Genomic DNA, 23,929 nt, shown 5'->3' with positions numbered 1-23,929 from the left:
AATTCTCCCCCGTGGACAAACCGGCAGGGCGTCCACCCGTGCCGGTCTCGGTACGGCCGGTTCGAACTAAACATTTCAACCCCCGCGTTTCAACCCTCAGTATCCCCGCAGACAGCGCGGAATCTTGACTTCGATAGCATTCTACGTTCCTAACGATCTTATAAATCGGGCATTTTTACCGGAGCCTTGCATGTCCAAGCCAATCATCGCCATTCCTGCCGACTTCCGGACGATGGAGGGCGGCGGATGGCACGCGGTCCAGCATCAGTATATCCGCGCCGCTCTCAATGCCGCAGGCCTGATGGCGCTGATCGTGCCCGCCATGGAAGAGGGCTACGACACCGACGCCATACTCGACCGCGTCGACGGCGTGCTGGTGTCCGGCGCCGCGAGCAATGTCCACCCGTCGCTCTATGGCACGGAGCCGACCGAGGAACACGGGCCCTTCGACCCGGCCCGTGACGCGACCTCGCTGCCTATGATCCGCCATGCCATCGATCGCGGCATGCCGCTGCTCGCCATCTGTCGCGGCATCCAGGAACTGAACGTCGCACTCGGGGGCACGCTCGACAGCGAAATCCAGGAGAAGCCCGGCCGCGACGATCATCGTAAACCGCCGGTACCCGAGCGCGACGCCATGTATGCCATCCGCCAGACCGTGCGGATCAGCGAAGGCTCCTGCATCGCCCGCTATCTCGGCAGCGACGATATTCTCGTCAATTCGCTGCATCGCCAGGCCATCGCCACCCCGGCTCCCCGCCTGCAGGTGGAGGCGACGGCACCGGACGGAACGGTCGAGGCCGTCTCGGTGATCGATGCCAATGGCTTCGCCGTCGGTGTCCAGTGGCATCCGGAATACTGGGCCGAAACCGATACGCCGTCGCGGCAGTTGTTCGAAGCCTATGGGGACGCGGTACGCGCCTATGTGGTGGCCCGCACTCCCCGATAGGACAAGCCCCGGATCAGCGCTTGAGTGGTGTTTCCGGGACGGGCGTTACCGCATGACCGTTTTCCAGCCATGAGATGATATTGCCGGCAACGAGGTCCGCCATCGCATTGCGGGTCTGCACCGTCGCGGAACCGAGATGCGGAAGCAAGGTCGCATTCGGCAGGGCCAGCAGCGCTTCGGGAACATGAGGCTCGTTGTAAAAGACGTCCAGGCCGGCTGCACCGAGCGTTCCGTTGCCAAGTGCGGCAGCCAGCGCATCCTCATCCACTGACCAGCCTCGGCCGACATTGATCAGCACGCCCTTCGGCCCAAGCGCCGACATGATTTCGGCATCGATAACCTTGTGGGTCGCGGCCGTCTTGGGAACGATGGCAATCAGCGTGTCGACCGCCTCGGCCATCTCCTTCAACGTCGGATAATAATCGTATTCGACGTCAGGATAGCGGGTGCGCGTATGGTAGCCGATCTTCACCTTGAATGGCGCCAGCCGATGGGCGATCTCCTTGCCGATGCGTCCAAGCCCGAAAATACCGACATGGCGTCCTGTCAGCGAGAACGGGGCCAGCGGATAGGCGCCGTTTTTCCAGTTCCCCTGGCGAAGCCACTGTTCGGCCGTGGGGAATTGCCGAAGCGTGTTCAGCAGCAGGCCGATCGTGGTATCGGCAACCTCGTCGTTCAGCACATCCGGCGTATTGGTGACGACGACGCGCCGCGCCACGGCATGCGCAACGTCGACGCCGTCATAACCGACCCCGAAACTCGCAATCAGTTGCAGGTTTGGCAGCTGGTCCATCCAGGCGGACTCGAACGTGCCTGACGAGGCGACGGTGTGGATCCGCTCGGCAACCGCCGGCTCGATCGCCAGTCGCTGGCTGCGCCCGACGACCAGGACATCGAAACGCTCCTTGAGTTTTTCAGCAACACGAGGATGAACGTCGGAAAGAACGAGGACGGTGGGACGCGTATCTGGCATGGACTTCTCTCGGTGATGGTTCAGGAGCGCGGGCGATAGGGCTCCGTGGATTGGCGGATGCGCATCTCGGGCTTTATGAGATGGATGCCGTCCGGTTCGTGGCTGCCGGCCAGCCTATCCAAAAGCGCGCGCGCTGCAAGCCTGCCGACCTCTGCCTGGCCGTTCCAGACCGTCGTCAGAGCAGGCGTGGCGATGGCCGCTTCCTCCAGATCGTCGTATCCTGTAACGGAAATGTCCTTGCCGGGGACCAGTCCGGCACGGGCGATACCGTTCATCAACCCGATTGCCACCAGATCGTTCCAGCATACGGCGGCGGTCGGCTTTTGCGGCAGGGAGAGAAAGTGGACGGCGGCCTCGAAGCCGCCCTGCTTGGAGCGGGGCCCCGGAATGCGCAGGTCCGGATCGACCTCGATGCCGGCCTTTCGCAGCGCGTTGACATAGCCATGATAGCGATCGCGGCCGGTCGAGGTCTGGTCGGTGCCGCCGATCATGGCGATGGAGCGATGGCCGAGGCTGATCAGGTGATTGGTCGCCAGCGAAATACCGTAGCTGTCGTCGCCCCGGAACGTCGGCAGACCGAGCGCCTCCATCGAACGAGCCACGAGGATGGCCGGCATGCCGTTTTCCTCGGCCAGCGCCAGATCTTCCGGCGGTGTGCCGATGGCAGGCGACATGATGACGCCGTCGCCGCCGAGCTGCAGCAGCGTCTCGATGAAGGTCCGCTGCTTCTCGACCGAATCGTAGTGGTTGGACAGGATGAAGGTATGGCGGCTGCGGTCGAGTTCGGTCTCGATAGCCTTCAGGATCTCGCCGTAGAATGGGTTCATGATGTCGTGCACGACGACACCGATGATGCCTGAGCGCGAGGTTCGCAGGCTGGCGGCGCGGCGATTGTAGATGTAGCCGAGCGCCCGCGCCTGGTCCTTGATGCGCTCCCGCGTGGTAGCCGCGACAAGTGGGCTGTCGCGCAATGCTAGGGATACGGTCGCCGTTGAAATTCCCAGCGTTCCGGCAATCGTCGATAGTTTTATTTTTTGTACCACATCATCTCCCCGGCACGCCGTCATTCGCGCCACCGGGATTTAAAATATTTAGTTCACGATTAAAATCAACGTTATTTTGACGATATATTTGAAATCAGTCCTCGGCTTCGATCTGCTCCTCGCCCTCCCCGGCCAGCAGATTATTGTCTATCGCTTTCAGCAGGCGCACCGCGGTCCTGATTTCCTTTTCGGAAAACCCGCGCGTTGCCAGCGCGTCGCAGGCTTGCGCCGAGGCATTGATCTGCGCCACGGTGTTGCGGCCGCTGTCGGTGAGATAGACCTTCGTCAACCGCGCATCGTCAGCATCGGCGCGGCGTTCGACGAAACCCTGCGCCTCCATCCGGCCGATGGTCCGGGTGATCGTCGGCGCCTTGACACCGAGCTTGTGGGCGAGGCTGCCCGCCGGCAGGCCGTCTTCCTCGGCAAGCGCCAGGATGACACCGTCCTGCCCGGCATAGAGACCGCTATCGCCGAGATTGCGGGTGATGGCCGTGCGCATCGACCGGGCCGCCTGGGTCAGCGCCGGCGACAGATCGGCCAGCGTGTACTCAGCCTGGTCCTTTTTCTTGGCCGACTTGGTTTTCTTGCTGTCCTTGTTCTTCTTCGCCATTGTGTGTCCGCCGTCTTTCCGCTCTTGCCTCACCGGGATATGACATCGCAAACGACGTTGACATAAACAAGGGGCACGTTCGCACATGACGCGACCGTCATTTCGCTTCGCAGACAATAATACCGACCTGCAGCCGCGGGAACGCGCCGGCTGGATCGCCATCCTGCCACTCGGCGCCCACGAACAACACGGCCCGCACCTGCCGTTCGAGACCGATACGCTGATCGCCGCAGGCATCGTCGATCGCCTCGAGCAACGCTTGCCTAGTGACCTGCCCGTCACGGTGCTGCCGGTGGAACCGGTCGGCTACTCCCCGGAGCATCTGCATGTCGCCGGCACCCGGTCCCTCGCCTATCAGGATGCCATCGAACGCTGGCTCGTCATCGCCGCCGACCTGCATCGCCTGGGCATCCGCAAACTCGTCCTGCTCAACGCCCACGGCGGCAACGCGCCGCTGATGACCATCGTCGCCACCGAGGCTCGCATCCGCTTCGACATGCTGGTCGTCGCCACAAGCTGGACGCGCTTTGGCGTGCCCGATGGCGCGATCTCTCCGGAGAACAAGGCGATCGATATCCACGCCGGCGATATCGAGACGTCGGTCATGCTGGCGCTTCATCCAGACGCCGTAGACATGACCCAGACCGCGGATTTCCCCTCCCGCCAGTCGGGTTTTGCAGGGCGCTTCCGCCACCTTCGCGCCTACGGCCCGCACGCATTCGGCTGGAAAATGTCCGACCTCAACGAACAAGGAGCCGCCGGCAACGCGGCGGCAGCCACAGCGGAAAAAGGCGAGGCGCTGATCGCGCATGCAATTGGCGGACTGATAGAACTGCTGCAGGATGTAGATGCTTTCGAGGTCGCTGAGCTGCGCTAGCCAAAACTTGCGCTGCTGCCATAGATCGCCCATATTGCCTTAGGCTGTATCGCCGAACAGGAGGCGGATATGCGCATTTCCATCGCCGAGGCAGAAGGGCAACTCACCGAGCTGGTGCGTCTTGCGGCACAGGGCGAAGAGGTCGTCCTGACCCAGGCCGGAGGCCCTGCCGTGAAGCTTGAGTTGGTGCCGGAGGTGAGGGTATCGATTACGCCCGAGAAAAAATCGGAATTGATTGCTCGTCTCCAGGCAGAAGTTCGCCGCAAAAATCTTCCGCCGGGACCGGATGCGGCCCGCAGCCAAGACTTTCTCTATGATGAATTCGGTCTGCCGATATGATCGTTATCGACACTTCGGCTCCTGTCGCAATGCTGCTGCTTGAGCCGAAGGCATCGGTATGCAGTGAGGTCTTCAATCGCGAAACCGAAATCTTGATATCTGCAGGAACAGTATTAGAGGCATTGATTGTCGCCAGACGTCGCAACATCTCTAAACAGATGACAGAATTATTAGCATCGCCTTTCATCACGATCGTGGATGTCGATAGGGATCGCGCGCGACTGGCCGGCGAAGCATTTAACCGCTGGGGGAAGAGTATCAACGGCGCCGCCCTCAACTTCGGCGATTGCTTCTCCTACGCCACGGCCCGGGAATTCGGCTGCCCCCTGCTCTTCATCGGCGATGATTTTGCCCGCACCGATATCGTCCCCGCCATCGCGCCGTGACGGGAATGTGATTCTATTACAATAAAAGCCTTTGAACTGCCGGAACCGTATCCTTATATGGTGACCGACCCCATTTCCGCCCTTGCGGCCCCCTCCAGTTCTCGAGGCTCCCATGACCGAACCAGTCGCTCTTAAGCCAATCCCCGTCACCGTGTTGACCGGCTATCTCGGCGCCGGCAAGACGACGCTGCTGAACCGCATCCTGTCGGAAAGCCATGGCAAGAAATACGCCGTCATCGTCAACGAGTTCGGTGAAATCGGGATCGACAACGATCTGATCGTCGAATCCGACGAAGAAATTTATGAAATGAATAACGGCTGCGTCTGCTGCACTGTGCGCGGCGACCTCATCCGCGTCGTTGAGGGCCTGATGCGCCGCCCCGGCCGCTTCGATGGCATTATCGTCGAGACCACCGGCCTTGCAGATCCCGTACCGGTTGCCCAGACCTTCTTCATGGACGACGACGTCCGCACCAAGACCGAACTCGATGCCGTCGTCACATTGGTCGATGCCAAGCACCTTCCGCTGCGCCTCAAGGACAGCCGCGAGGCAGAGGACCAGATCGCCTTCGCCGATGTCGTCATCATTAACAAGACCGATCTTGTCTCGCCGGCCGAGCTTGCCCAGATCGAGGATGTGGTGTGCGCCATCAACCCGGCCGCCCGCGTCTACAAGACCAGCCGCTCCGGAGTCGATCTCGCCCACGTGCTCAACCAGGGTGCCTTCAACCTGGAGCGGGCGCTGGAAAACGACCCGCATTTCCTGACTGCCGGTGACGAGCACGTCTGCGGCCCGGATTGCGACCACGACCACAGTCACGATCATCACGATCACGACCACCATGATCACGGGCACGATCACCATGGACATGATCATCACGGCCACGACCATCATAACCACGGCCCCTCGCCGATCCACGACGTCACTGTCCAGTCTGTGTCCCTGCGCGGCGGCGAGATGATTGCCGACCGCTTCTTCCCGTGGATCCAGAAGATTACCCAGACCGAGGGCCCGAACATTCTGCGCCTGAAGGGCATCATCGCTTTCAAGGGCGATGCCGAGCGCTATGTCATACAGGGTGTTCACATGATCATCGAGGGTGACCACCAGCGCCCTTGGAAGGACGACGAAATCCACGAAAGCCGCCTCGTCTTCATCGGTCGCGAACTTGACCGCGAGAAGCTGGAAGCCAGCTTCAAGGCCTGCCAGGCGGCCGCCTGATGCCGACAGTTGCGCCGATTGATATCGACGGCCATGTCCTGGCCGTCGAGTTCCTGAACGATGTTCCCTATTTCATTGCGGCCGACGGCACGGTTCGCAGGTTCGAGGGTGGCGAAAAAGTGACCGAAGCCCATCAGGGCCTTCTCACCTGCGTCCGCGACACCCATAGCGAAAGCCTGATCGTCGGTGGAGAAAGCGGCAAGGTGCAGCGTATCTCCTCCGATGGCGGCATAACGCAGATTGCCGAAGCACCACGAAAGTGGATCACCCAAGTGGCGGCGGGTCCCCAGGGCGCCATCGCCTATGCACACGGCAAGACGACCTATGTCGTGCTTGCCGACGGGAGCACACGCGAATTTGCCGAGGAGCGCACCGTCGAAGGCATCGCCTTTGCACCGAAAGGCCTGCGGATCGCCGTGGCGCGCTACAACGGCGTGACGCTGCACTGGGTCGGCACGTCGGGTGCCTCAGTCGATCTCGAATGGAAAGGCGCCCATAACGGCGTTACCTTTTCGCCGGACGGCCAGTTTGTCGTCACGACCATGCAGGAAAATGCGCTGCATGGCTGGAAGCTCGACCCCAAGGCAGGCTCGGATGCCCGCCACATGCGCATGACAGGCTATCCCGCCAAGGTAAAGTCGCTGTCCTGGTCCGCGAAGGGAAAGTGGCTCGCTTCATCAGGCGCTCCCGCCGCCATTGTCTGGCCGTTCCAGGGCAAGGACGGGCCGATGGGCAAGGCTCCGCTGGAGCTTGGTACCCGCGCCAACATCATGGCGACCTGCGTGCGCTTCCATCCGGCCGAGGACATCGTCGCCATCGGTTTCATCGACGGCATGATTCTGGCCGTGCGGGTAGCCGACGGCAAGGAGGCGCTTTTGCGCCGCCCGGGTAACGGAGCGATTACCTCGATGAGCTGGAGCAAATCCGGCAAGACGATGGCCTTTGCATCGGCTGCCGGCGATTGCGGTGTCGTCGACATAGCGGCATAGCTGCCAAACGTATCAGTTGGACGCTCTGTCGAGCGTCCAGACTATGGCACGGAAGCCTTATGGTCTTCCTGCGGCAATTCGAAGGTCGTCCCCTTCTTCTCATAGCCGAAGCCGGCGAGTAGAGCCACGGCCGCAGCCACGATGACGGCCACAAGCAGCAGCGCATAGGCGTAATTGCCGTTCCAGTGGCTGGCGAGGCCCGCCTGCAGCGTGGCGTTGCCGGAGGCGAGCAGGTTGCCAAGCTGATAGGCGAAGCCCGGAAAGGTGCCGCGTACCTCTGACGGCGATAGCTCGTTCAGGTGTGCCGGCACGACACCCCATGCGCCCTGTACGAAAAACTGCATGAGGAAGGCGCCCGCCGCCAGCATCACCGGTGTCTGCGCCAGCGTCCATAGCGGCGCGATCGGAATAGCAATCAATGCAGCGATGACGATTGCCTTGCGACGGCCGATCCGCTGCGAAAGGCTGCCGAAGAACAACCCGCCAAGGATCGCGCCTATATTGTAGACGATGGCGATTGCGCCGACTGTGTGGGTGGAATAGCCGCGCTGGGTTTCGAGGAAAGTCGGGTAGAGATCCTGCGTCCCGTGACTGAAGAAATTGAACGCGGTCATCAGCACGACAGACCATATGAACAGGGGAATGTTTTCGCGCAGAACAGTGAGGAAAGGTCGCCGCGCCCGATCCTTGTTCTTAAGGAATGACGGCGATTCCTCGACATTACGGCGGATATAGAGAACCAGCAGCGCCGGAAATGCGCCGATGATGAACATCCCACGCCAGCCGATCACCGGGAACAGGAAGAAGAACACAAGCGACGCAATGAGATAGCCGCATGGGTAACCCGCCTGCAGCACGCCCGAGACGACGCCGCGCGCCTTCTCCGGGATCGTTTCCATGACGAGCGATGCACCGACGCCCCACTCGCCACCCATGGCGATGCCGTAGAAGACGCGAAAGACGATGAGCATCGTGAGGCTGGTCGAAAAGCCCGACGCCAGCTCGAACACAGAATAAAGCAGCACGTCGACCATGAGCGTCGCCCGCCGGCCGAACTTGTCGGCAGCAAAGCCAAAAATCAGGGCGCCGACCGGCCGCATTGCCAAAGTCAGAAAGAGGGCGACGGAGACCGCCGAAATATCCGTCTTGAACTCCTCGGCAATCGACTTCAGGACGAAGACGAGAATGAAGAAGTCAAAGGCATCGAGCGTCCAGCCGAGAAAGCTGGCGATGACAGTGTTGCGCTGTTGTGGGGTAAGCGAGCGGATATCATCTATGGCGGACATGGGGCCTCCGGTCCGAAGATGGCGGCAAGGCGGGCACTGTCCGGAAGCCGTCTGGTGAGTGAACGGGCCCGTATGACATCCACTGTCGGCGGCTGTCTTGCGCGATCCCCGCAGAAGCCAACGGCACGTCGATACCAAACGCGCTACCGCAGCTCAAACATCGAGGATGGAAGAAAGGTTCCGCCGAACGCGAGATTGACGCGATTGTGTAGCCGCGAACGAGGCGGGTAGTACACGCGCAATAACATGCGGGAGCTGGGACGACGCTGTCCATGCAGCGTCGTCAGTCCGAGATCAGGCCGCGCGGCGCGATTTGGCCTGCGTGAGCCTGCGGCCGCTGGCAACCAGCATGCCTGCAGCACCTTCCAGCCATGCGTCCTTCAGTTCCAGCGCCAGGAAACGATGACGCTCGAATGGGCCGGGCATGACGAGATGGCACGCTTTTTCGGCAAAGAAGCCGAAGCGTTCGTAATAGGCGGGATCGCCGACCAGCAGGATGGCACCATGGCCGCGCTGCTTCGCCTCGAGAATGGCAGCCCGCATCAGGGCCGCACCGATGCCCTTGCCCTCGTGGTCCGAATCGACGGCGAGAGGCCCGAGCAACAGGGCATCGACGGCCTGTGTTTCGCGGTTCACACCGGCCTCGATGTTCCAGAGGCGCACGGTCCCGATAACATGGCCGCTGCGGTCGCGGGCAACAAGTGCCAGGCCTTCGGCCGGAATGCAGCCGCGACGCAGCTTTTCCGAGGATTTCCGTGTGCGACCGGCACCCATGGCGCGGTTCAGCAGGTTCTCGCGGGCAACGACGTCGCCTGCGTTTTCGTGATCGATTGCGAAAGTGGACGGCGCAAAGAGTGCGCGTACAGAATCAAGAACAGCGGCCATGTCGGCCTCCCGTACCCAATACCGTTATGAGCGGCTGTGAATGAAAATTGTGAAGGTGCCGCCCCGGTCTTTCCCGGGGCCGGCGAAGTCGACCTAGATGACGTAGGACTTCAGCGGGTCGAACCCGTTGAACGCCACAGCCGAATAGGTCGTCGTATAGGCGCCGGTGCCTTCGATGAACACCTCGTCGCCGATCGTCAGAGACAATGGCAGCGGATAGAGGTTCTTCTCGTAGAGCACGTCGGCCGAATCGCAGGTCGGGCCGGCAATGATGCAAGGCTCCATTTCGTCGCCGTCGCGCTCGGTGCGGATCGGGTAGCGAATGGCTTCGTCCATCGTCTCGGCGAGACCGCCGAACTTGCCGATGTCGAGGAAAACCCAGCGGGCTTCGTCATTGTCCGACTTCTTCGAGATCAGCACGACTTCCGCCTTGATGACGCCGGCGTTGCCGACCATGCCGCGACCTGGCTCGATGATCGTCTTCGGGATCTGATTGCCGAAGTGATCGCGCAGGCTCTGGTTGATGGCCTTGCCATAGGCTTCGGCAGCAGGAACGTCGCGCAGGTACTTGGTCGGAAATCCACCGCCCATGTTGACCATCTGCAGGTGGATGCCCTGCTTGCCCAGCGAAACGAACACGCGCTTGGCATCGGCAAGAGCCGAGTCCCAGGCATCGACCTTGGTCATCTGCGAGCCGACGTGGAACGACACGCCATAGGATTCAAGGCCGAGCTGATGTGCATAGACGAGGACGTCGACAGCCATCTGCGGAACGCAGCCGAACTTACGCGACAGAGGCCATTCGGCACCTTCGCCATCCGTCAGCACACGGCAGAATACGCGGGCGCCAGGAGCGGCACGGGCCATCTTCTCGACTTCTTCATGGCTGTCCACGGCAAAAAGGCTTACACCGAGTGCATGCGCACGAGCGATGTCGCGCTCCTTCTTGATTGTGTTGCCGAAAGAGATGCGAGCAGGCGTTGCGCCAGCGTCGAGCGCCATTTCGACTTCGGCGACAGACGCGCAATCGAAGTTGGAGCCCATGCCGGCCAGAAGCTTCAACACTTCAGGAGCCGGGTTTGCCTTGACGGCATAATAGATCGAGCTGTCCGGCATGGCGTGGCGGAAAGCGTGAAAATTGTCGCGGACCACGTCGAGATCCAGCACGAGGCAAGGGCCGTCGGGACGTCGGGTTGCGAGAAAGTCGCGGATGCGCTGAGTGGTCATGTTAGTCCCTTCAATACAGGCTCCGGCGGTCAGACCGGAGGACAAAGGGCATACGCGAATCCACGCTAGGACCCAGCCGGTGGAGACCCCGGATCCTTGGCGAACGCACGATGCTCGATCAGTGAACCAACGCCACAGGATGGCATAGGTTCGGCTTTGTCTGCCTTGGATTGGAGGTTTCCCTACCGCACTTCCGGCAATGATGGTGTGCCTCTTCAGTAACCCCGGCTGATGGAAAGCCGGAAGAGAACAAAAAGGCCCGCACCGTCGTTGCTTCAGATGTCCTCGCATTTCTCGGAAGGCCGAGATAGCGACTGGAGGGGTTAATTCCAGGTACCTTACCGTATCCTCACCAATTAGAGGACCAGCGGACACCCATGGGCACGTGCGACTTTGGGCTGACCGGGAGATAAGAACATTCGTTGTAACAATCAAGAATTTTCTTGGCTGAAGTCAAAAAAAATTGCGCGGCGTCAACTGGATGCCGAAAATCGTTAGCGACGAAGGCGAAAAGCCACCCGAATGATGTAGCAGGACACTGGCTCGAAGACCGTCATGCTGGCCTGATGGCATATGGTAAAACTTGACACGATCCCGGGATTCGTCATGGGTCTATCCCGTTGAAGAACAGGATTACCGCGAAAAATGGATACCCTCACCCGCATACGCGCCTTCATCGATGTCGTCGAAGCCGAGGGTTTTTCGGCCGCCGCTCGCAAGACCGGGCGCTCGAAGGCGCTGCTGTCGAAATATGTGCGGGAACTCGAAGACGAGCTCGGCGCGCTGCTGCTCAACCGGACCACCCGGCAATTCTCCATGACGGAAGCTGGCCACACCTATTTTCGCACCGCCTCCGATATCCTGAAAGAGATCGACAATCTCGCCGACCTCGTGCGTGAAAACAATGTCCAGCTCAAAGGCCGGCTGAAAGTTTCGGTGCCGCGCACCTTCATGGATGCGGATGTCGGCCAGTCGCTGATCGACTTTGCCAAGGAAAACCCGGATCTTTCCCTGGAGATCGCTGCAGAGGACCGCTTCGTCGACCTGATCGAGGAAGGCTTCGATGTCGCCGTGCGCGTTACCAAACTCGAGGATTCCGGCATGATCGCCCGGAAAATCTCGGATTTTCGCGTGCATATCTGCGCCACGCAGGAGTTTCTCGACCGCCATCAGCCCCTCGATCATCCGAGCGACCTTTCCCGCATCCCCTTCATCATCGACACCAACAATCGTGCGCAGGGCAGCATCCGATTCTGCAACCCCGACAGCACCTGGTTCAATGTCCCCATCACTGGCCCGATGGAGGTCAACAGCCCGCATGCGACATTACGCGCCGCGCTGGCCGGCATCGGTTTTGCCATCGTACCGGACTTTATCGCCCGCAAGAGCATCGAGAGCGGCGCACTGGTGACATTGTTCAACGACTACATACCGACAGATCGCGGCATCTACGCCGTCTACCCGCATCGGCGCTACCTGCCGGCAAAGGTGCGCATCTTCGTCGACTACCTGCACAACTGGTTTCGCAAGAACGGCTAGGCTCCCTGCCCCACTTGGACCGGTCCCAATTCCGTCTCATTTTTTCACGAAGTTGCACCATGAACGATGACCTGCGATGCGCCGAGGGCTCATGAAGAAAACAACCCTCCTGCTCGCCGCAATGCTGTTGCTGGCGCCCGCCGCAGCATTTGCCCACCCGCATATTTTCGTGCAGGCGCGGCTTGAGGTGGTGGCCGGCGATGATGGCAACGTCAAGGAGCTTCAGAATGTCTGGCGGTTCGACGAGGTATTCTCGTCTTCGGTGCTGATGGATTTCGACAAGAACGCCAACCTGAAGCTCGACCCGGACGAACTGACCGCAGTCGGCGCCACCGTGCGCGATTCGCTTGCCGACTACGATTACTACGTGAACATGTCGTTGAACGGAAAGGCGATTAAGGTGAACAAGCCTGATGTCATTCACGTCGACTACAAGGACGGACAGCTGTTGATGTTCTTCAAGGTCTCGCCGGCGGAGCCGATGCCGATGAAGGGTAACCGACTTTCCTTCGGCATCTACGACCCGACGCTCTACACCTCGATCGACTTCCCGACAGACGGCGACCTCGTGACCATCGGAAGCACCTTCAAATCCTGCACCACGAAGGTCGTGCGCCCCGACCCGGACGAGGTCATCGCCGAGAACAAGTCATCGCTGACCGACGCTTTCTTCAACGACCCGACCGGGACGACCATGTCGAAACTGTTTGCAACACGGATCGATGCTCAATGCTGAACCGCCGCCTTGCCTTTGCGTCGCTTGCAGTTACGCTCCTCCTCGCCGCGACCGGCCTCGCGCACGCCACCGGGTCGCCTCTCGGCATCGGTACCGCCGAACCGAGCTTCCAACCAATCGGCGGCCCTCTTGCGCCGATCTTCCTTTACGTCAACGACCAGCAACAGGCGTTTTATCGCGCCCTGACCCAATCGATCGGCGCCATGCGCAAGGATCCTTGGCAGCTCTCGACATTGATCGGATTATCCTTCGCCTACGGAATTTTCCACGCGGCCGGTCCCGGCCACGGCAAGGCGGTGATCTCGTCCTACATGGTTGCCAACGAGATTCAGTTGAAACGCGGCATCGCGATTTCCTTCGTGTCCGCCTTCGTCCAGGGCGTGGTTGCCGTTGCCGTAGTTGGTGCCGCCTATTTCGTGCTGCGTGGCAGCGGCATCACCATGACCGAAGCGACCAACGCCATGGAGATCTCCTCCTTCGTGATGGTCATATTGTTCGGCTGCTGGCTGCTGTTTCGCAAATTGCGCTCGATGATGCGCGCTATGCCCGAGCGCCGCATGGAAATGGCGACCCTTGCCGGCCCTGTCAGCGTCGCGCTGTTCGACAGCGGTGCCTTCGCCCGCAACGACGCCACCGTGGCGTCTGCCGGCCAGTTCAACTGCGATGCCCCGACCCTTGGAACGGCCGGGGTGGTCTGCGAGGATTGCGGACGTGCGCACCTGCCCGATCCCTTGCTTCTGAAAGCGGAGCATTTCAGCGCGCGTGAAGCCTGGTCGGCCATTGTCGCCGTCGGCCTTCGCCCCTGCTCCGGCGCCCTGCTGGTCATGACCTTCGCAATGCTCAATGGCCTGCTGCTCGGCGGCGTGCTGTCGGTGTTCGCCATGTCGCTCGGCACCGCCATCACTGTGTCGATGCTGGCGATCATGGCAGTCACTGCAAAGGGGCTCGCGATGCGCCTCGCCGGGCCGGGATCGGCAAAGTCCACCTGGGTGGGCAACGGCATAGAGCTTCTCGGCGCCGTCTTCGTGATTGTAACCGGTATCGTCCTGCTGGGCGCGTCGTTGCAGACCTAGAGATCAGGACCGGTTGCGTCGCTGATATCTAGCCCGCAGCCAGAAGATCAGAAAAAAGCAGAGAATGACGGCAGCGCCGAAACCCGTCGCCAGCCAGGGTGAAAATTGACCGATCCACAACACGGCATCCGGCATCAGGTACAGCACCGTACCAGCGCCGAGCAGGATGATCGCTGCAGCGATTGCTGACGATCGGTTTTCCGACTTTTTATCGGTCAAGCAGCTTACCCCTTGAAGCGCCGATGGCGCCACTGCGCTTCGGGAGCGGATCGATGACGAACTGCCGGTCCGATACGGGCCGGCAGTCTCGAACGCGTATCAGCCGCGCAGTGCCGCAGCTTCCGCCGCAAGCTTGGTGATTCCCGCCCAGTCGCCCGAAGCGATAAGCTCCTTTGGCGCCACCCAGGACCCGCCAACGCAGATGACGTTCGGCAACGACAGATAATCGCGGGCATTCTTCAGAGATACGCCGCCCGTCGGGCAGAACATCGTTCCGGCCAGCGGCGACGAAAGCGCCTTGAGATAGCCTGCACCGCCGGCCTGCTCGGCGGGGAAGAACTTCAGCACCTGATAGCCCTCTTCGCGCAGCGCCATGACTTCGCTCGCGGTCGCCGCACCCGGTAGCAAGGGAACGCTCGACTGTCGCGCGACATCGAGCAACTCCTGCGTCGTGCCAGGGCTGACGATGAATTTCGAACCGGCTTCGACGGCCGCTTCCCAATGGGCAACGTTGAGGATCGTACCGGCGCCAACCTCGGCGCCTTCGACTTCGTCGGCCACGGCACGCACCGCATCCAGCGCTGCCGCCGTACGCATGGTGATCTCGATCGCCTTCAGTCCACCGGCGACCAGGGCCCGGGCAAGCAGGACTGCCGACTTCACGTCGTCGACGATCAGCACCGGCACGACCGGTGCATATTGCAGGATGGCTAGCAGCTTTTCGGTTTTTTCACCCATCGCCGACACTCCAGAAAACGATTGAATTTCAGACTTCGATAACCCTCCTGAACATCCTTGTCGAGACAAAAGCGGGCAACTGCCCGCCCGGGTAGGAAATGCCGCAGACATCGGTTAGCCTGCCTGAAACAGGACGAGGCCGGGGGAGGCTGACACCATTGGCAAAAGAGATTGAACGCAAATTCCTGGTCCGGCACGACGGATGGCGGGATCTGGTGGCCGAAACGATCGGACTGCAACAGGCCTACATCGCCTCGATGGAGGATCGATCCGTCCGTATCAGGCTTGCCAACGGGACGCAGGCGACGCTGACAGTCAAGATCGGCAAGCGCATGACCCGCGACGAATTCGAGTATCCCATTCCCCTGGCCGATGCGGAGGAGTTGATGACGAAGGCCGTTGGCGTACCGATTATCAAGACCCGCCACAAGGTGCCGTACAAAGGGTTTACCTGGGAAATCGACGTGTTCGACGGTGTGCATGCGGGCTTGCAGATCGCCGAGGTCGAGATGGGGCACGAGGATGATAATCCCGAGCTGCCGGATTGGCTTGGCGAAGAAGTCACCGGCCAGCACCGCTATTCCAACCAGGCACTGGCGATGCGCTCCGAAGTCTAGGATGCCTGCCCTCGACCACTGTCGAGCCAGCTTTGCCACAGGGGTCGCAAATCGACATTGCGTCAAAGGCCTCAAGGCTGTATTTCGACCACATGACCGACATCACCTCGTCCACGCCCTCAGGCGTCAGCCCCTTTCTGGTGGCAGCGCTCTATCATTTCGCCGATTTCTCGCGGTTTGCCTCCATGCGCGACCCGCTGCAGAGGCTTTGCGAGGAACAGCGCGTCAAGGGCACGCTGCTGCTCGCCCATGAGGGGATCAACGGCACCATCGCCGGCACGGACGCTGGTGTATCGACGGTCCTTGCTTTCCTGCGCGCCCTGCCGGAATTTTCCGCGCTGGAGCACAAGGAGAGCCGGGCGTCGAAGATGCCTTTCGTGCGCATGAAGGTGAAGCTCAAGAAGGAAATCGTCACCATGGGCGTCGAGGACATCGACCCCAACAGCATCGTCGGCACCTACGTCGCGCCGAAAGACTGGAACAGCCTGATTTCCGACCCCGATACCATCCTGATCGACACCCGCAACGACTACGAGACGGCCATCGGCGTCTTCAAGGGCGCCCTCGATCCGAAGACCAAGACTTTTCGGGAGTTTCCGGAGTGGGTTCGGCAGAACACCGGGCTGCACAACAAGCCCAAAATCGCCATGTACTGCACCGGCGGCATCCGTTGCGAAAAGGCGACGGCCTTCATGAAGCAGCAAGGCTTTGACGAGGTCTATCACCTCAAAGGCGGCATTCTCAAATATCTCGAGGAAGTGCCCGAAGAAGAGTCTCTCTGGGAGGGCGCCTGCTTCGTCTTCGACGAACGCGTCTCTGTCGAACACGGGCTGAAGGAAGGCGAGCACAAGCTTTGCCATGCCTGCCGCACGCCGATCACCGCCGAAGAGGTCACCTCGCCCTACTACGAGGCCGGAGTTTCCTGCAGCCAGTGCTACGATGTCAGAAGCGAAAGCGACCGGGAAAGGTTCCGCGAACGCCAGCGCCAGATCGAGCTTGCCCGCAAGACCGGCCGCGCCCACAGAGGCTAGAGTTTCCAGCAAAAGTGCGCAAATGCGCCAGGCCGGATATCAGCCCGAAATGGCGACCCGTTGCCCGTTTTCCTCGGCATCGCGAAGCTCGGCCTGATAGCGCTTGGTAATGTCGGCGGCCGTCATCGGCTTGCCGTGGAAATATCCCTGCAACTCGTCGCAGCCGAATAGCCGCACCGCGATCCCCTGCTCCTCGGTCTCGATCCCCTCGGCGGTCACCGGGATATCCAGCGATCGGGCAAGCGCCACCGTTGCCTGCAGCATGTCGCGGGCGCTCTTGCCTTCCAGCACGCCCATGGTCAGCGATTTGTCGATCTTGATGCGGTCGAAGCCGAACTGGCGGAGATAGCCGATCGACGAGAAGCCCGATCCGAAATCGTCGAGCGCCACCTTGACGCCGAGCGCCTTCAGACGCTCGATGGCCACGCGTATCCGCTTTGGGTTCTGGATGATGTAGCCTTCGGTGATCTCCAGCGTCACGCGCTCGGGATCGATCTCCGTCTGCTTTAGTACATAGCGCACATAGTCGGCGAAGGCCGGATTGCGGAACTGGCTCGGCGAAACGTTGACCGCGATACGCATGCCTGGCCAGGCGACGGCCGCCTCGCAGGCCCGCCGAAGAACCAGCAGCCCCAGCCCCTCGATCAGGCCGCTGGTTTCGGCCACCGGGATAAAAACTTCAGGGGATATCGGCCCGTAGCCGGGGCGATCCCAGCGCACCAGCGCTTCGACCCCGATCATCGCATGCGTCGCCGCATCGACCAGCGGCTGGTAGACCACACCGAGGGTTTCCCCTTCGATCGCAGCACGCAGATCGAGCTCCATGGCATTGCGACCTTCTCGATCGGTGTCCATGTCACTGTCGTAGCACATCATGCGGGAGCGGCCTGCTTCCTTGGCCTTGTACATCGCGAGATCGGCGCGGCGCACCATTTCTTCACGACCGACGCGGCCTTCGGGAGACATGGCGATGCCGATGCTGGCGCCGACCACGATGACGCGGCGACCAATTTCGAGCGGTTCCGAGAGAAAATCGAGCACCTGTTCGGCAAGGCCGAGGGCTGGGCCGTCATTCAGGTCTTCGCCGGGGAAGGCAACGGCAAATTCATCGCCGCCCAGCCGCGCAAGAATGGCGTTTTCCGGCACCAGGACCTTAAGCCCGGCAGCGATGGCGCGGATAAGCTGGTCGCCGGTACCATGGCCGTAGGAATCGTTGATCTCCTTGAAGCCGTCGAGATCGAGATAGAGGAGCAGCACGTTGCTGCGATCAAGCGATGCCTGCTCGATCATCTGGTCGACATGAACCCGCATGCCTTCCCGGTTGAGCAGCCCGGACAGCCGGTCCTGCAGGGCCGCCTCGCGCGCCGCCGCTTCCTCTGCCCGCAAACGTTTGTTGGCAAGCGATCCAAGCATCAGAAGCACGACGAAGAACATGCCGACCAACCCGAGAGCGCCGGCCACCAGAGGACGAGCCTGCTGGTAGCTCATGTCGCCGGGAATGCTCGACTGCCAGACCATCTTTCCGAGCGTCTTGCCGAGCGGATCGACGACCGGCACCGCAATCGCCGATGCCGTGTCCGCTGAAACCAGATGCAGGCCGTTGATGACATAGTTATCTGCCATCGCCTTGATTTGATCGGCGTCGAGGTGGCGAATGAAAACGAGATAGCGCCGCTGGCCTACGGGCACCGGGACGGTCCCCGATTTCTGCCGGACCAGCGCCACGCCGGCAACCGCCACGCCGTTGCTGGTGTGGATAAAGCCGGCCGCTTCCGGCATTGCTCCCGCGGGCGCTGAACGGGCCGTGTCGAGCAAAGACCAGATCGCAGGGTCGAGCATGCTCTTCATAGGTTCGGTGCTGGGCTTGCCGTTCTGGTACGTGAGGACAGGCTTTCCGCCCTCATCGACAACGATCACACCGTCGAAAAGCGGGTTGTTCGCAGACATCCCCCCGAAGTTGCTTGCCACCCAATCCATTCCATCGGGCGCATAGACGAATTTCGCCGCATCGTCCCACGCCGCATAGTCGTTGAGCGTTGCTTTCAGCTGGGTCTGGAATGTCTTCAGCGCGCCAGTCGTTGTCTGGAAGGAGCGCTTCTCATCGAGCCTGTTGGAGTAATCTGCCACCCGGGCGACGGCCGTCAGAACCATCAGGGTCACGACAGCGACCACGAGCGCAAACGAAAACAGCACGGCCATCACGATCGAATGACGATCGCGTCCAATATCCCGCTGAAACAACTTCGAAAACGCGCCCATACGGCACTCCTTGAGCGCGGAATATGCAGAACAGGTCTTCAAGAACCGTTAAGGAAATTGAGAACGCGCGTAAAGACACAGGAATAATACAACCTTTTGCTGCATTTCCCCGCGCCTCTACCCTAGGACCAAGGGGTTAGCACCCCTTGGCGTCGGTGATCATGTCGCGGTATGGTTGCCTTTTGGAAACAGTGCCGCCAGTTCGGAATACCATTTTCCGCTGTTCTTGACGGTGCGCACCTGCGTCTCATAATCGACATGGACCAGGCCGAAGCGCATGCGATAGCCCTCCGCCCATTCGAAGTTATCCATCAGGCTCCAGGCGAAGTAGCCACGCATCGGATATCCGTCCTTGATGAGATCAGCGACGATATTGAGATGGTCGATGTAATAGTCGAGCCGCGGCTGATCGTCGATCACACCGTCCACGACGCCCATGTTATAGGCGGCCCCGTTCTCGGTGATGTAGCATTCCGGCATCTCGTAGCGCCGATAGAGATCCTCGATCAGCAGCTTCAGGCCGGGCGCATAGACTTCCCAGCCGATATCGGTCTTGACGTCGCTGACCGGCGGCGCCTCCTTCGTCCATGGAAAGTCGCCCGATTTTTCCGCATCGTCGAAGACACGATCCGGCTTGTAGTAGTTGATGCCGACCCAATCGAGCTTCTGGTTGATCAGCGCCATGTCGCCATCGGCGACCTCGGGCATGCGATCGCCCAGCGCTGCCAGGAAGGACTCCGGATACTGGCCCTTGAAGACCGGATCGAAGAAAGCGCCATTGTGAAACTCGTGCGCCCGCTCTACAGCCGCATGATCGATCGCGGTGTCCGAGCCTGAAATGATCGACGCAGCGTTGAGCACCAACCCGACCGGCACCTTCGGCGCCTCAGAGCGGATCGCCTCGACACCGAGCCCATGGGCGAGATTGATATGGTGCATGGCCGCAAGCGCCGCTTCCATGTTTCGTTCGCCCGGCGCATGGATACCCCAGAGATGGCTGAGCCAGACGATGCACCAGGGCTCGTTGAATGTAGCGACCGAATCAAGCCGGTCTCCCAGTCGTGCCATGACCGTCTTCGCATAGCGCTGGTATGCATAGGCCGTCGAGCGCGCCGTCCAGCCGCCGTCACCCATCAGCGAAAGCGGCAGATCCCAGTGATATAGCGTCGCGAAGGTCTTGATGCCGCGTGCCTTGCAGCCATCGACAAGCCGGTCGTAGAAATCCAGCCCCTTCTCGTTGATCGGCCCGGTGCCTTCCGGCACGATGCGCGGCCAGGCGATCGAGAAGCGATAGGCCTCAACGCCCATCTCCTTGATAAGATCGAGATCCTCGTCCAGCCGGTTGTAGTGATCGCAGGCGACATCGCCGTTGTCGCGCTGGAAAACTCTGCCCGGCATGTTGCAGAACGCGTCCCAGATCGACGCCTTGCGTCCATCGGTCCTGGTGGCACCCTCGATCTGGAAGGCGGCCGTTGCCACGCCGAAGGTAAAGTCACCGGGAAACCTCGCGGCCATCGTTTTTGGATCGATCATGGAATTTCTCGTTTCTTGAACTTCTGGTGGACGATTTAGACCGGCAACTGCCCGGTTGTACAGATGATGAATGTCAAAACTGCAACGTTGCAGACAAGCCCACCCCGGCCACCTGAAATCGGGCCCTCCATGACCGCATCGATTCGCGACTGGTATCGCACCCCTCACTTGATGTCGGTCAATCCGAACCCGGCAACGGTGGGTTACCTTGACGCCTCTTGAGCTGACCGGGCCTGGAGGGATCGAGGCCTGAAACTGCGGTTCTGAGCCTCCACGGGAGCGAGAGATGTCCATGACCGCTGAGAGAACAGACCGTTTGAAGACCACGCTTCTCCTCGTGGCCATGTTCACACTTGCACTCGGGCTGCTTCTTTACGTCTTGGATCAACCGGATGCTGCAAGGCTTGCATGGCAGGTCGGCGTCGTCCCGGTTCTGGCGGCATTGATCTTCGAAATCGCGCGCAGCGTCTGGCGTGGCGAAGTGGGCCTCGACATCGTGGCCGCATTGTCCATGACCGCAGCGCTTCTCTTCGGCGAGACGCTCGCCGCAGCGGTGGTTGCCGTGATGTATTCCGGCGGCACATTTCTGGAAAGCTTCGCGGAAGGCCGTGCCCGGCGTGAAATGAGCGCGTTGCTAGCCCGTGTCCCCAGAACCGCGACGCGTTATGCCAAGGGTGGTCTGGAAGACGTTGCGCTGGAGATCATCGAACCCGGCGACCTGCTTTTGATCCACCAGGGCGGGATCGTGCCTGCGGATGGCGATATCGAAAGCCCACAGGCGATCCTCGACAAATCGGCCCTGACAGGAGAGTCGATGCCGGCGCGTCTGGACAAGGGTCAGGAGGCGATGAGCGGATCGACCAATGCCGGTGAAGCCTTCGACCTGCGCGTGCGGCATCGCGCCGCCGACAGTACCTATGCCGGCATCGTGCGCCTCGTGGAGGCCGCGCAGGCATCCAAGGCACCGATGGCGAGGCTGGCCGACCGCTATTCGCTATGGTTCCTGTTGGTTACGATCGCGATGTCGGCAGCCGCATGGTGGTTCACCGGCGATCCCATTCGTGCAGTGGCTGTCCTTGTCGTGGCGACACCCTGTCCGCTTATCCTTGCCGTTCCGGTGGCTCTGGTGGCCGGTCTTTCCCGTGCGGCGCATTTCGGCGTTCTCATCAAGGGCGCAAAGCCGCTGGAAGCCCTGGCGCGGATCAGCACCTTGATTCTCGACAAGACCGGAACCCTGACGGACGGGCGCCCGCAGATCGTTTCGATCGAAGCGCACAACGGGATGTCGGACGGTGAGATCCTGTATTTCGCGGCCGCACTCGAGCAGGCCTCGAAACACCCCATGGCACAGGCCATCGTGGCAGCGGCGCGTCGCCAGGGTGTGGTGCTGCCATTGCCGGAAAACGTCATCGAGCGCCCCGGTGAAGGCGTCATCGGAGTGATCTCCGGCCGCCAGGTATCCGTGGGAGGCATCGCGTTCGTCAGCAAACAGGTCGGCGTCCTGTCCGCAGCCAGCCCGATCATGGATGTCGGGACGGTCGTTGTCGCTCTTTCCGTCGACAACAGGATCGCGGGCTACATCACCATGGCGGATGCATTGCGCACGGGAACCGTCGAACTCGTTGCCAACCTGCGCCTGCTTGGCATCAAGCGGATTTTGCTGGCCACCGGAGATCGGCGTGCGGTGGCGGAAACAGTGACCAGGGGCCTAGCCCTCGATGCCGTCAGATCAGACCTGACGCCCGACCAGAAAGTCCTTCTGGTGCTGACCGAGCGCAAGAATGGTTCGGTGATGATGGTGGGTGATGGGGTCAACGATGCCCCGGCATTGGCCGCCGCCGACATCGGCGTTGCCATGGGCGCCCGCGGAGCCGCTGCCTCGGCTGAAGCCGCCGATATCGTGCTTCTTGTCGATCACCTGGATCGCCTGCTGCCCGGCATCGAAATTGCCAAAAGCTCCCGGCGTATCGCCATGGAAAGCGTCATCGCGGGCATCGCCATGTCGATTATCGGAATGATTGCTGCGGCACTGGGTTACTTGACACCGGTGCAGGGAGCCGTACTCCAGGAACTCATCGATGTCGCCGTGATCCTGAACTCTCTCAGAGCCCTGCGGATCACCCCCAGGATCGCGCCCGTCACGGCAGAGGATTGATTACAGGCTGCGCCGCCGGACTATCCTTTTCGGGCACGGACGGACGGCCTGCGAGCTTCTCATGCTTGTCAAACCTGACCTACTTACCCAATCCGAGGATCGGGTATAGCGAGGCTACGAGCAAGAGAGCCATGACTATGTTGAATGCCCTCAGGCGCGCGGAGTTCGACAACCATTGCCTGATCACCGTTCCGAGCCATGCCCATACCGATATCGCCGGAAAGCAGACGAAGGCGAAGGCGATTGCCACGACAAAAACCGAAACCAGGGAGCGTTCCGGAGCGTACAGCGTGATCGCCGAGAGCCCCATGGCCCATGCCTTCGGGTTTACCCACTGAAAGCCAGCGGCTTGAAGAAATGTCATCGGGCGGCCCTTGGAAGCACGCTGTTCGACGGATGCAGAAGTCGCTATCTTGTATGCCAGCCACAACAAATAGGCGATCGACACGACCTTGAGCGCGCCGTACATCATCGGTACGATGTCGAAAAGCGCCATCAGGCCGATGCCCAGCAGAAGCGTCATGATCGAGACGCCTGCCACAATTCCGAGCATGTGAGGCAGCGTTCGGCGAAATCCAAAATTTGCCCCCGACGCCATCAGCATGAGGTTGTTTGGGCCCGGCGTTACCGTTGTGACGAAGGCAAAGCCCAGCAAGGCGACGATCACCGTGAAATTCATCCAATTGCCTCCTCTGATTTTCCTTCGCAATAATAAGGGGAGACGACCGCAATTAATCGTCTAATATGCGTCTAGTATCAACTTCAACGCAATGAATGATGACGATGGATCAGATAGACGACAGTATATTGCGAGAACTGCGACGGGATGGACGCATCACAAACGTCCAGCTTGCGGAACGCGTTAACCTCTCCCCTTCGGCCTGCCTGCGTCGCGTCCAAGAGCTTGAGCGGACGGGCGTCATCCGGGGCTACCGCGCGGTCACGGATCCTGTGCGTCTGGGTCGCGGCTTCACGGTCTATGTCATGGTGGGCTTGTCATCGCACACCAAGGCGGCACTTGAAGGCTTTGAGCGCGCCATGTCGATCGCACCCGAGGTCGTTGAATGCCACAATATAGCTGGCGCATTCGAATATCTGCTGCGCGTGGAAACCGGGGATCTTGCCGACTTCAAACGATTTCACACGGATGTCCTGGGGACGAGATCGTACCTCAGCTCCATCACTTCCCTGATTGTCATGGACTCACCGAAGGACGAGCGCGCAGTCTGACATCGTGACGCGT

Annotated in this window: 24 protein-coding genes; 13 read left to right on the top strand and 11 right to left on the bottom strand. The window is 60.8% G+C overall.

What is annotated here, in order from left to right; all coding sequences use genetic code 11:
* Positions 1 to 190: 190 nt before the first annotated feature.
* Positions 191 to 949: a gamma-glutamyl-gamma-aminobutyrate hydrolase family protein gene (locus J5278_RS05010; protein ID WP_209184922.1), complete on the top strand. Its 759-nt coding sequence runs from the start codon at positions 191 to 193 to the stop codon at positions 947 to 949.
* Positions 950 to 962: 13 nt separating this feature from the next.
* On the opposite strand, the gene J5278_RS05005 is transcribed toward J5278_RS05010, so the two are convergent.
* The 3 genes from J5278_RS05005 to J5278_RS04995 form a co-directional block, all read right to left on the bottom strand.
* A complete protein-coding gene (locus J5278_RS05005) occupies positions 963 to 1,922 on the bottom strand; it encodes a 2-hydroxyacid dehydrogenase (protein WP_209184923.1) in 960 nt (319 codons plus the stop codon).
* 20 nt (positions 1,923 to 1,942) lie between these two features.
* A complete protein-coding gene (locus J5278_RS05000) occupies positions 1,943 to 2,965 on the bottom strand; it encodes a LacI family DNA-binding transcriptional regulator (protein ID WP_111218794.1) in 1,023 nt (340 codons plus the stop codon).
* A 94-nt stretch (positions 2,966 to 3,059) separates the two neighbouring features.
* Positions 3,060 to 3,575, bottom strand: a complete 516-nt coding sequence (locus tag J5278_RS04995; protein WP_142830496.1) for a MarR family winged helix-turn-helix transcriptional regulator — start codon at positions 3,573 to 3,575, stop codon at positions 3,060 to 3,062.
* Between the two features lie 85 nt (positions 3,576 to 3,660).
* Here J5278_RS04995 and J5278_RS04990 point away from each other — a divergent pair, with 85 nt between their 5' ends.
* From J5278_RS04990 to J5278_RS04970, 5 genes are all read left to right on the top strand, one after another.
* A complete protein-coding gene (locus tag J5278_RS04990) occupies positions 3,661 to 4,452 on the top strand; it encodes a creatininase family protein (protein ID WP_209184924.1) in 792 nt (263 codons plus the stop codon).
* A 69-nt stretch (positions 4,453 to 4,521) separates the two neighbouring features.
* Positions 4,522 to 4,791, top strand: a complete 270-nt coding sequence (locus tag J5278_RS04985) for a type II toxin-antitoxin system Phd/YefM family antitoxin (RefSeq protein ID WP_209184925.1) — start codon at positions 4,522 to 4,524, stop codon at positions 4,789 to 4,791.
* Positions 4,788 to 5,177, top strand: a complete 390-nt coding sequence (locus J5278_RS04980; RefSeq protein WP_209184926.1) for a type II toxin-antitoxin system VapC family toxin — start codon at positions 4,788 to 4,790, stop codon at positions 5,175 to 5,177. The genes J5278_RS04985 and J5278_RS04980 overlap by 4 nt, the downstream gene beginning before the upstream one ends.
* 112 nt (positions 5,178 to 5,289) lie before the next feature.
* Positions 5,290 to 6,399, top strand: coding sequence for a GTP-binding protein (locus J5278_RS04975; protein WP_209184927.1), 1,110 nt, complete (start codon positions 5,290 to 5,292; stop codon positions 6,397 to 6,399).
* Entirely contained in the window at positions 6,399 to 7,388 is a 990-nt protein-coding gene (locus J5278_RS04970) for a WD40 repeat domain-containing protein (RefSeq protein ID WP_209184928.1), read from the top strand. The genes J5278_RS04975 and J5278_RS04970 overlap by 1 nt, the downstream gene beginning before the upstream one ends.
* Positions 7,389 to 7,429: 41 nt before the next feature.
* On the opposite strand, the gene J5278_RS04965 is transcribed toward J5278_RS04970, so the two are convergent.
* From J5278_RS04965 to odc2, 3 genes are all read right to left on the bottom strand, one after another.
* Positions 7,430 to 8,674 carry an MFS transporter gene (locus tag J5278_RS04965; protein WP_209184929.1) on the bottom strand — a complete coding sequence of 415 codons (1,245 nt, stop codon included), beginning with the start codon at positions 8,672 to 8,674 and terminating at the stop codon, positions 7,430 to 7,432.
* 294 nt (positions 8,675 to 8,968) lie between these two features.
* Positions 8,969 to 9,559, bottom strand: coding sequence for a GNAT family N-acetyltransferase (locus J5278_RS04960; protein ID WP_111218808.1), 591 nt, complete (start codon positions 9,557 to 9,559; stop codon positions 8,969 to 8,971).
* Positions 9,560 to 9,652: 93 nt separating this feature from the next.
* Positions 9,653 to 10,786, bottom strand: a complete 1,134-nt coding sequence (gene odc2 / locus J5278_RS04955) for an ornithine/lysine decarboxylase (RefSeq protein ID WP_142830484.1) — start codon at positions 10,784 to 10,786, stop codon at positions 9,653 to 9,655.
* A gap of 645 nt (positions 10,787 to 11,431) precedes the next feature.
* Here odc2 and J5278_RS04950 point away from each other — a divergent pair.
* From J5278_RS04950 to J5278_RS04940, 3 genes are all read left to right on the top strand, one after another.
* Entirely contained in the window at positions 11,432 to 12,325 is an 894-nt protein-coding gene (locus J5278_RS04950; protein WP_142830482.1) for a LysR family transcriptional regulator, read from the top strand.
* A 91-nt stretch (positions 12,326 to 12,416) separates the two neighbouring features.
* Positions 12,417 to 13,061, top strand: coding sequence for a DUF1007 family protein (locus J5278_RS04945; RefSeq protein WP_209184930.1), 645 nt, complete (start codon positions 12,417 to 12,419; stop codon positions 13,059 to 13,061).
* Positions 13,055 to 14,134 carry a nickel/cobalt transporter gene (locus tag J5278_RS04940; protein ID WP_209184931.1) on the top strand — a complete coding sequence of 360 codons (1,080 nt, stop codon included), beginning with the start codon at positions 13,055 to 13,057 and terminating at the stop codon, positions 14,132 to 14,134. The genes J5278_RS04945 and J5278_RS04940 overlap by 7 nt, the downstream gene beginning before the upstream one ends.
* Positions 14,135 to 14,137: 3 nt before the next feature.
* On the opposite strand, the gene J5278_RS04935 is transcribed toward J5278_RS04940, so the two are convergent.
* Positions 14,138 to 14,353, bottom strand: a complete 216-nt coding sequence (locus tag J5278_RS04935) for a hypothetical protein (protein WP_111218818.1) — start codon at positions 14,351 to 14,353, stop codon at positions 14,138 to 14,140.
* A 99-nt stretch (positions 14,354 to 14,452) separates the two neighbouring features.
* Positions 14,453 to 15,091 carry a 2-dehydro-3-deoxy-phosphogluconate aldolase gene (locus J5278_RS04930; RefSeq protein ID WP_111218820.1) on the bottom strand — a complete coding sequence of 213 codons (639 nt, stop codon included), beginning with the start codon at positions 15,089 to 15,091 and terminating at the stop codon, positions 14,453 to 14,455.
* A 158-nt stretch (positions 15,092 to 15,249) separates the two neighbouring features.
* Between J5278_RS04930 and J5278_RS04925 the strand changes: the two genes are divergently transcribed.
* Positions 15,250 to 15,708 (top strand): CYTH domain-containing protein, encoded by a 459-nt coding sequence (locus tag J5278_RS04925; RefSeq protein ID WP_209184932.1) that lies wholly within the window; start codon positions 15,250 to 15,252, stop codon positions 15,706 to 15,708.
* A 92-nt stretch (positions 15,709 to 15,800) separates the two neighbouring features.
* Positions 15,801 to 16,739: a rhodanese-related sulfurtransferase gene (locus J5278_RS04920; protein ID WP_209184933.1), complete on the top strand. Its 939-nt coding sequence runs from the start codon at positions 15,801 to 15,803 to the stop codon at positions 16,737 to 16,739.
* A gap of 39 nt (positions 16,740 to 16,778) precedes the next feature.
* Here J5278_RS04920 and J5278_RS04915 read toward each other — a convergent pair whose 3' ends face one another.
* Both J5278_RS04915 and J5278_RS04910 read right to left on the bottom strand, forming a co-directional pair.
* Positions 16,779 to 18,998: an EAL domain-containing protein gene (locus J5278_RS04915; RefSeq protein WP_209184934.1), complete on the bottom strand. Its 2,220-nt coding sequence runs from the start codon at positions 18,996 to 18,998 to the stop codon at positions 16,779 to 16,781.
* Positions 18,999 to 19,157: 159 nt separating this feature from the next.
* A complete protein-coding gene (locus tag J5278_RS04910; RefSeq protein WP_209184935.1) occupies positions 19,158 to 20,531 on the bottom strand; it encodes a GH1 family beta-glucosidase in 1,374 nt (457 codons plus the stop codon).
* A 292-nt stretch (positions 20,532 to 20,823) separates the two neighbouring features.
* Between J5278_RS04910 and J5278_RS04905 the strand changes: the two genes are divergently transcribed.
* Entirely contained in the window at positions 20,824 to 22,686 is a 1,863-nt protein-coding gene (locus J5278_RS04905; protein WP_209184936.1) for a heavy metal translocating P-type ATPase, read from the top strand.
* 79 nt (positions 22,687 to 22,765) lie between these two features.
* Here J5278_RS04905 and J5278_RS04900 read toward each other — a convergent pair whose 3' ends face one another.
* On the bottom strand, positions 22,766 to 23,365 hold the full coding sequence (locus J5278_RS04900; protein WP_209184937.1) for a LysE family translocator: 600 nt from the start codon (positions 23,363 to 23,365) through the stop codon (positions 22,766 to 22,768).
* A gap of 104 nt (positions 23,366 to 23,469) precedes the next feature.
* Between J5278_RS04900 and J5278_RS04895 the strand changes: the two genes are divergently transcribed.
* Positions 23,470 to 23,916 (top strand): Lrp/AsnC family transcriptional regulator, encoded by a 447-nt coding sequence (locus tag J5278_RS04895; RefSeq protein WP_142830462.1) that lies wholly within the window; start codon positions 23,470 to 23,472, stop codon positions 23,914 to 23,916.
* Positions 23,917 to 23,929 lie beyond the last annotated feature (13 nt).

This window comes from Rhizobium sp. B21/90 (assembly GCF_019355815.1).
GTDB classification, from domain to species: domain Bacteria; phylum Pseudomonadota; class Alphaproteobacteria; order Rhizobiales; family Rhizobiaceae; genus Rhizobium; species Rhizobium rhododendri.
Note: the sequence above shows the minus strand (reverse complement) of the source record. Positions and strands in the feature narration are given on the sequence as shown.